Consider the following 5,832-nt stretch of genomic DNA (forward strand, 5'->3'; position numbering starts at 1 on the left):
GTGCCCCTGCCGCTCCCCGGGCAGCGGCGACGTCGGCAGCGGCGTCACGTCATGACGCCCCTGCGCCTGGGCCTGGGCCTGGCCGGGCTGCTCGTAGGGCTGGGTGGGCTGGGTCACGGTTCCCCCCTGGGATCCATGGATCGAATGGTCGCCCGCCGCCTGCTGCGGCGGGGCCTGCTCATGCGCGAAGGAGCCACGGCCGCCGCCGTCGGTCTCCCCACCGGTCGGTCCGGCGCCCGTGGCTCCGTTCACGCTCGTCTCACTCCTCGTGCCTACTCGGCCGAGGGCGCCTCGCCCTCGTCCGCGCCGGTCGTCCCGGCCTCAGCGGTCGTCACGCCGGACTCGCCCTCGACGGTGCCCTCGGCGGCCTCGTCGACGACGATGTCGCCGTCGACCTCCTCCGCCTCGCGTCCCGCCTCGGCGTTCCGTGCGATGCCGACCACCGCGTCACGCTTGCCCAGGTTGATCAGCTGGACGCCCATGGTGTCACGGCCGGTTTCCCTGACCTCGCTCACCCGGGTGCGGATCACACCGCCGGCCTGCGTGATGGCAAGGATCTCGTCGCTCTCCTCCACCACCAGCGCGCCGACGAGCGACCCGCGGTCCTCGACGATCTTGGCAGCCTTGATGCCGAGACCGCCACGTCCCTGCACCCGGTATTCGTCGACGGCGGTGCGCTTGGCGTATCCGCCGTCCGTCGCCGTGAACACGAACGTACCCGGTCGCACGACATTCATCGAGAGCAGTTCGTCGCCCTCGCGGAAGCTCATGCCCTTCACGCCCGAGGTCGCACGGCCCATCGGGCGCAGCGAGTCGTCCGTCGCGGTGAACCGCAGGGACTGGGCCTTCCTGCTGATGAGGAGCAGGTCGTCGTCGGGGGAGACCAGCTCGGCGCCGATCAGCTCGTCGTCGCTGCCGTCCTCCATCTGCCGGAGGTTGATGGCGATGACGCCGCCGGAGCGCGGGGAGTCGTAGTCCTTCAGCGAGGTCTTCTTCACCAGGCCGCTCTTGGTGGCGAGCACCAGGTACGGGGCCACCTCGTAGTCGCGGATCGCGCGGATGCCGGCGATCTGCTCGTCCGGCTGGAAGGCCAGCAGGTTGGCGACGTGCTGGCCGCGGGCGTCCCGGCCGGCGTCCGGCAGTTCGTACCCCTTGACCCGGTAGACCCGGCCCTTGGTGGTGAAGAACAGCAGCCAGTGGTGGGTGGTCGACACGAAGAAGTGGTCGACGATGTCGTCTTCCTTGAGCTTCGTGCCGCGCACGCCCTTGCCGCCGCGCTTCTGGGCGCGGTAGTCGACGGTCTTGGTGCGCTTGATGTAGCCGCCGCGGGTGACCGTGACGACGATGTCCTCCTCGGCGATCAGGTCCTCGATGGACATGTCGCCGTCGTAGGGCACCAGCGCGCTCTTGCGGTCGTCGCCGAACTTCTCCACGATCGCGGCGAGTTCCTCGCTGACGATGCCGCGCTGGCGGACCGGGGAGGCGAGGATCTCGTTGTACTCGTTGATCTTCGCCTGGAGCTCGTCGTGCTCCTGGATGATCTTCTGGCGCTCCAGTGCGGCGAGCCGGCGGAGCTGCATCTCCAGGATCGCGTTGGCCTGGATCTCGTCGATCTCCAGCAGGTCCATCAGGCCCCCACGGGCCACGTCCACCGTGTCGCTGCGACGGATCAGGGCGATGACCTCGTCGATGGCGTCCAGGGCCTTCAGCAGGCCGCGCAGGATGTGGGCGCGCTCCTCGGCCTTGCGCAGCCGGAAGCGGGTCCGCCGGACGATGACCTCGATCTGGTGCGTCACCCAGTGGCGGATGAACGCGTCCAGCGAGAGGGTGCGCGGCACGCCGTCGACCAGGGCCAGCATGTTGGCGCCGAAGTTGGTCTGGAGGTCGGTGTGCTTGTACAGGTTGTTGAGGACGACCTTGGCGACCGCGTCCCGCTTGAGCACGATGACCAGGCGCTGGCCGGTGCGCGAGGAGGTCTCGTCGCGGACGTCGGCGATGCCGCCGATCTTGCCGTCCTTGACCAGGTCGGCGATCCGCTGGGCCAGGTTGTCCGGGTTCACCTGGTAGGGCAGCTCGGTGACGACCAGGCACTGGCGGTTCTGGATCTCCTCGACCTCGACCACCGCGCGCATGGTGATCGAACCGCGGCCGGTGCGGTAGGCCTCCTCGATGCCCTTGCGGCCCACCACCAGGGCGCCGGTCGGGAAGTCGGGGCCCTTGATGCGCTCGATCAGCGCGTCCAGGAGGTCCTCCTGGGAGGCGTCCGGGTTCTCCAGGTACCACTGGGCGCCGGCCGCGACCTCGCGGAGGTTGTGCGGCGGGATGTTGGTCGCCATGCCGACCGCGATGCCGGCCGAGCCGTTGATCAGCAGGTTCGGGAAGCGGGACGGCAGGACGGTCGGCTCCTGGGAGCGGCCGTCGTAGTTGTCCGTGAAGTCGACGGTCTCCTCGTCGATGTCGCGGACCATCTCCATCGACAGCGGCGCCATCTTGCACTCGGTGTACCGCATGGCCGCGGCCGGGTCGTTGCCCGGGGAGCCGAAGTTGCCGTTGGAGTCGACCAGCGGCATCCGCATCGACCACGGCTGGGCCAGGCGGACCAGGGCGTCGTAGATGGAGGAGTCGCCGTGCGGGTGGTAGTTGCCCATCACGTCGCCGACGACGCGGGCGCACTTGTAGAAGCCCTTCTCGGGCCGGTAGCCACCGTCGTACATGGCGTACAGGACGCGGCGGTGCACGGGCTTGAGGCCGTCCCGGACGTCCGGCAGCGCGCGCGAGACGATGACGGACATCGCGTAGTCGAGGTACGAGCGCTGCATCTCCGTCTCGAGCCCGACCGGCTCGATGCGCATCGCGACGTCGCCCCCGTCGGTGGGGTCGACGGCGACGGTCTCGGGTGCGTTGTCCCCGGCGGGGTCGGGAGTGACGGGAGTGTTCTCGTCGGCCATTGCGGGTGAAGATCCTTCCTGGTGCGGTCAGCGATTGCCCAGCTACTCAGCTGCTCGGCCGTTCGACCGGTCAGCTGTTCGACTGCTCAGCGGTGACCGACTCAGATGTCGAGGAAGCGGACGTCCTTGGCGTTGCGCTGGATGAAGGCGCGGCGGGCCTCGACGTCCTCGCCCATCAGGACCGAGAACAGGTCGTCGGCCTGGGCGGCGTCGTCGAGGGTGACCTGGCCGAGGACCCGGTGCTCCTGGTCCATGGTGGTGATCCGCAGCTCCTCGGCGTTCATCTCGCCGAGACCCTTGAAGCGCTGCACCGAGTCGTCCTTGATCCGCTTGCCGTTGCCGCGGCCGAGCTCGATCAGGGCGTCGCGCTCGCGGTCGGAGTAGGCGTACTCGAAGTCGTCCCGGCCCCACTTGATCTTGTAGAGCGGCGGACGGGAGAGGAAGACGTGCCCGGCCTCCACCAGCGGCCGCATGAAGCGGAACAGGAAGGTCAGCAGCAGGGTGTTGATGTGCTGACCGTCGACGTCGGCGTCCGCCATGAGGATGATCTTGTGATAGCGGAGCTTGGAGATGTCGAAGTCCTCATGCACGCCGGTGCCGAACGCGGAGATCAGCGCCTGGATCTCCTGGTTCTGCAGGATCTTGTCGATCCGCGCCTTCTCGACGTTGAGGATCTTGCCCCGGATCGGGAGGATCGCCTGGTACTGCGGGTTCCGGCCGGACTTGGCGGAGCCGCCGGCGGAGTCACCCTCGACGATGAAGATCTCGCACTTGGACGGGTCGTTGGACTGGCAGTCGGCCAGCTTGCCCGGCAGCGAGGCGGACTCCAGCAGGCCCTTGCGGCGGGTCAGGTCGCGCGCCTTGCGGGCGGCGACACGGGCCGTGGCGGCCTGGATGCCCTTGCGGATGATGTCCGCGGCCTCGTTGGGGTTGCGGTCCAGCCAGTCGGTGAGGTGCTCGTGGACGACGCGCTGGACGAAGGTCTTGACCTCGGTGTTGCCCAGCTTGGTCTTGGTCTGGCCCTCGAACTGCGGCTCGCCGAGCTTGACCGAGATGATCGCGGTCAGGCCCTCGCGGATGTCGTCGCCGGTGAGGTTGTCGTCCTTCTCGCGGAGCAGCTTCTTGTCGCGCGCGTACTTGTTGATCAGCGTGGTCAGCGCGGCGCGGAAGCCCTCCTCGTGGGTACCGCCCTCGTGGGTGTGGATGACGTTGGCGAAGGAGTAGACGCCCTCGCTGTACCCGCCGTTCCACTGCATCGCGACCTCGACGGAGAGCTGGCGCTCCTTGTCCTCCGCCTCGATGTCGATGACGGTCGGGTGGACCATCTCGCCCTTGCGGGAGTTGAGGTACTTGACGAAGTCGACGATGCCGCCGTCGTACTTGTACGTGACCGTCTTGACCTCGGGCTTGGCGTCCGCGCCCGCCTCGTCCGCGCCCGCGGTGGCCTTCGCGGCCTCCCGCTCGTCGGTCAGGCTGATGGAGATGCCCTTGTTCAGGAACGCCATCTCCTGGAACCGCCGGGAGAGGGTCTCGAAGGAGTACTCCGTGGTCTCGAAGATGTCCGGATCGGCCCAGAAGGTGACCGAGGTGCCCGTCACGTCGGTGGCGTCGCCCTGCGCCAGCGGGGCCGTCGGCACGCCCGCCTTGTAGTCCTGCGTCCACACGAAACCATCGGTCTTGACCTCGACGGAGACCCGGGTGGACAGGGCGTTCACGACCGAGACGCCGACGCCGTGCAGACCACCGGAGACGGCGTAGCCGCCGCCTCCGAACTTGCCGCCCGCGTGCAGGACGGTGAGCACGACCTCGACGGCCGGCTTCCCCTGGCCCGGGACGATGCCGACGGGGATGCCGCGGCCGTTGTCGACGACCCGGACGCCGCCGTCGGCGAGGATCGTGACGTCGATGGTGTCCGCGTGGCCGGCCAGCGCCTCGTCGACGGAGTTGTCCACGACCTCCTGCACCATGTGGTGCAGACCACGCTCACCGGTCGAGCCGATGTACATGCCGGGCCGCTTGCGGACCGCGTCCAGCCCTTCGAGCACGGAGATGGCGCTCGCGTCGTACGAGGGCGGGTTGCCCTCGGCGGCGGCGGGGGTGGACGGAATGTTCTCGTTGGGGTTGCCGGAATCGGCCACGAAGCGCCCTTTCTGGCACAGCACAAGCCGTCCTCGCGGCCGATGACCCGACCGGAGCGGCTGCGGCATGTTGCGGTTTTTAGGCCTGGATCAGCGTTGCTCGGTGTGTGTCCCACAAGTGGGGCGGGATTGCGCTCCAGTCTACCGCTAGCGCCGACAGTGATGGGCCGTTGCGGGCACCTCAGTTCGCATGTGCCGCCCTGAACCGGACCGTACCGACTCCCCATATACGGGATGGGGCTCCAAGAGCCTCACAGCGGCACTCAGCGCTTCGCCTTGTCAACCCATGGCTACCGGAAGGTCACCTTCAGCGGCGCCCTCTTCGAACACCCGCCCTCTCCCTGATGTCCGCGGCGGTGCGGGGCATTCCCGCGGGCGGGCGGGGGGCCGCCTCCGCCTCCTGTCGGGCCGGGCGAATGCCGCCGTTCCGTCTGCGGGACGGCCAAGCCGGAGCCTCGTTCCGCCTGCGGGCGATCGTGCCGCTGGGGCGGCACGGGCGGGCGCAGGCGGTGCGTGCGCACGTGACGGCTCGTCCACGCAGGCCCAGCGCCTGCTGGGAAGGGGGCAGGTCGGGGAACGAGAGGGCGCTGCCCACCGGAGCTGGTCCTGCGCCGCACCGCGGTGAGGGGGCGGCCGCGCGGATGGGCGGCGTTCCGGCACCCGGGAAGGCACGGCGGCAGGGTTCCGGCAGCGACCGGCCGGGCGGCGCGCAGGGAACGCGAACGTCAGCCCCGCGAAGGCCCTGC

General features: G+C 69.2%; 2 protein-coding genes. Both read right to left on the minus strand.

Annotation, left to right across the window (positions count from 1 at the left end):
- Positions 1-272: 272 nt before the first annotated feature.
- A complete protein-coding gene (gyrA, locus tag HW445_RS16205; RefSeq protein ID WP_180221727.1) occupies positions 273-2,948 on the minus strand; it encodes a DNA gyrase subunit A in 2,676 nt (891 codons plus the stop codon).
- 101 nt (positions 2,949-3,049) lie between these two features.
- Complete coding sequence (gyrB, locus tag HW445_RS16210; RefSeq protein ID WP_180221728.1) at positions 3,050-5,110, minus strand: DNA topoisomerase (ATP-hydrolyzing) subunit B; 2,061 nt, start codon at positions 5,108-5,110, stop codon at positions 3,050-3,052.
- Between the last annotated feature and the right edge of the window lie 722 nt (positions 5,111-5,832).

Origin of the sequence: Streptomyces sp. UH6, assembly GCF_013421635.1 — a bacterium.
GTDB classification, from domain to species: Bacteria; Actinomycetota; Actinomycetes; order Streptomycetales; family Streptomycetaceae; genus Streptomyces; species Streptomyces abyssomicinicus.